Annotated in this window: 2 protein-coding genes; both read right to left on the bottom strand. The window is 75.0% G+C overall.

What is annotated here, in order from left to right; all coding sequences use genetic code 11:
* Nucleotides 1–51: 51 nt before the first annotated feature.
* On the bottom strand, nucleotides 52–1539 hold the full coding sequence (glmU, locus tag HCJ92_RS23445; RefSeq protein ID WP_167935612.1) for a bifunctional UDP-N-acetylglucosamine diphosphorylase/glucosamine-1-phosphate N-acetyltransferase GlmU: 1488 nt from the start codon (nucleotides 1537–1539) through the stop codon (nucleotides 52–54).
* Between the two features lie 197 nt (nucleotides 1540–1736).
* On the bottom strand, nucleotides 1737–2914 hold a 1178-nt coding region (locus HCJ92_RS23440), incomplete at its 5' end, for an SUKH-4 family immunity protein (protein WP_209311517.1).

Here is a 2914-nt window from a genome sequence, read left to right as displayed (position 1 = left end):
TCCTGGGAGAGCGTCGGGGGGAGCGAGCGGCGCCGCCCGCCCCGCGCGGCATCAGGCGACGGTCGTGTCCGTCCCCGCCTCGGCCGGGGGCTGCGCGGTGTCCGCCTCCGCGGCGGCGCGGGCCGCCGCCGAGTCGGGACGGCGGCGCGCCACCCACCCCTCCACGTTCCGCTGGTGCGCGCGGGCCACCGCCAGGGCGCCGGCGGGCACGTCCTGGGTGATGACGGAGCCGGCGGCCGTGTAGGCGCCGTCCGCGACGTTCACCGGGGCGATGAACATGTTGTCGCTGCCCGTGCGGCAGTGGGAGCCGATCGTCGTGTGGTGCTTGCGCTCGCCGTCGTAGTTCACGAAGACGCTGGCGGCACCGATGTTGGTGTGGTCGCCGATGGTGGCGTCCCCGACGTAACTGAGGTGCGGCACCTTGCTGCCGTCGCCGATCGCGGCGTTCTTCGTCTCCACGAACGCGCCGATCTTCCCGGACGTACCGAGCCGGCTTCCCGGGCGGAGGTACGCGAACGGCCCGACCGTCGCCTCGGCGCCGATCTCGGCACCCTTCGCGACCGTGTTGTCCACCGTGGCCGCCTGTCCGACGCGGGTGTCCGTCAGCCGGCTGTTCGGGCCGACCTCGCAGCCCTCGGCGAGGTGGGTGGTGCCCAGCAGCTGGGTCCCCGGGTGCACGACGGCGTCGCGCTCCACCGTCACCGTGACGTCGATCCAGGTGGACGCCGGGTCCACCACGGTGACGCCCGCGAGCATCGCCAGCTCCAGCAGCCGGTCGTTCATCGTGCGGCGCGCCTGCGCCAGCTGCACGCGGTTGTTGATCCCCGCGATCTCGCGGTGGTCGGCGGCGAGCGCCGCCCCCACCCGGTGGCCCTCCGCCCGCAGGATCCCGAGGACGTCGGTGAGGTACTCCTCGCCCTGGCTGTTGTCGGTCGACAGCTTGCCCAGGGCCTCCGCCAGCAGGCGGCCGTCGAAGGCGAACACCCCGGAGTTGATCTCCCGCACGGCGCGCTGCGACTCGTCGGCGTCCTTGTGCTCGACGATCGCGGTGACCGCGCCGTCCGTGCCGCGGATGATCCGTCCGTAGCCGGTGGCGTCCGGCACCTCGGCCGTCAGCACCGTCACCGCGTTCCCGTCCGCCTCGTGGGCGGAGGCCAGCGCCCGCAGCGTCGCCGCGGTCAGCAGCGGGGTGTCGCCGCAGGTCACCAGGACCGTGCCGGCGACCGCGTCGGCCGCCGAACCGCCGCCCGCCAGCTCGTCCAGCGCCACCCGCACCGCATGACCCGTGCCGTTCTGCTCGTACTGCACGGCCGTCCGCACCTCGGGCGCGACCTCCGCGAGGTGGCCGGCGACCCGCTCCCGCGCGTGGCCGACCACCGCGACCAGTGCGTGCGGCTCCAACTCGCCTGCGGCAGCCACGACATGGCCGACCAGCGAACGGCCGCAGAGGTCGTGCAGGACCTTCGGCGTGGCCGACTTCATCCGGGTGCCCTCTCCGGCGGCGAGGACGACGACGGCGGCCGGGCGCATGGAACTCACGGGGATGCCCTTCGGTACGGGGTGCGGCGGACGGTGACGGCGGGCGGACGCCCCGCCGCCGGTCCCCGCACCCTACCGCCAGCCCCTCAGCCCGGCGGCGGGCACGCGCCCGGGCCTCCGACACGCCTCGCACGGCCGCCCCCGTCCCGGCGGGGGCGAGGGCGGCGGAAGCGCGGGCGCGCACCGGCGCCGGTGGATCAGAGCAGCCCGTCCCACATCTGCTCGACCAGCACGGACCACCAGTTCTCCGGATCGGCCAGCGCCTGGCCGTCCAACGAGGCGAGCTCCAGCTGGAAGTCGCTCGTCCAGTGGCCCGCCTGCTCCGGGGTGAGGCCGAACCGCAGCCGCCACATCCGTCCCAGCAGTGCCATGGACCGCGCGAACTGCGGCAGCGAGGAGTTGACGAACTGCGGGTGCGCGGGCGCTCCGCCCGGCCCCGCCTCCAACGGCACCGCCACGATGTACGCGGTGCCGTACTGCACGCAGAGCTGCCGCCCGAAGTCGTTGCCGACGACCAGGTAGGAACCCGCGTCGGACGCCGGCTGCACACCGCGCTCCTGCGCCAGCTCCGCCAGCGTCGGGATCGGGGTGCCCGGCCGGGCCTGCGCCCAGAAGAACGGGCCGATCTCCAGCGGCACCCCGGCCCACACCAGAGACTGCGCCACGATGTCGGGCACGCCCTGCCGGGAGACCGACTGCTGGTCGAACCGGAAGACGCCCTGCGGGCCGAACGCCTGCTGGAGCTCCTGGCCGATGACCTCCAGGCCGACAGCCGGCGCGGTCTGGACGGCCGGCAACGGCGCACGTACCGGCGCGGTCCGGGCCGGCCCGTCGGCGTACTGCTCCAACTCGTCCTGGTGCTCCACGAGGTGGCGCACCCCGGCCTGCCGGGAGCCGTGGTCCGCGCCGTACGGCGCGGTGTGGGTGACCCGCACCTGCGGCCAGGTCTCCTGGATCATGCGGGAGCAGTAGCCACCGGGCAGCGAGCACGACTGCAACTCGGTGTGCAACTCGATGACCTGCTGCGGCGGGACACCCAGGGCGTGCAGCTCGTGGAGGAGCTGCCACTCCGGGTGCGGCGTGCCCGGGGTCGAACGGCGGATCAGCCGGGCCTCCGAGCCGTCGGGGGCCCGGTAGCGCAGCACCGCCATGTAGCCGGAGCCGACCGTCGGCCGGCCCTGCTGCGGATAGCCGTAGGCGCCGCTCGCGCCCGCGGGCGGCGGCGGGGTCGCCGGTCCGCCCACTCCGGCGCCGTGCGAGGGCGGCGGTGAGGGGGGCGGCGGTGACGGGGCTGATGGACCGCACCCCGAAGTGGTTGAGGAGCGCCGTGCAGGAGTGGCAGTGCCGCGCGTACTCGCCGTGCTGCGGGTCGCCG

The organism is Streptomyces spiramenti (assembly GCF_012034385.1).
Classification (GTDB): domain Bacteria; phylum Actinomycetota; class Actinomycetes; order Streptomycetales; family Streptomycetaceae; genus Streptomyces; species Streptomyces spiramenti.
This window is presented reverse-complemented; position numbering and strand designations above follow the sequence as displayed.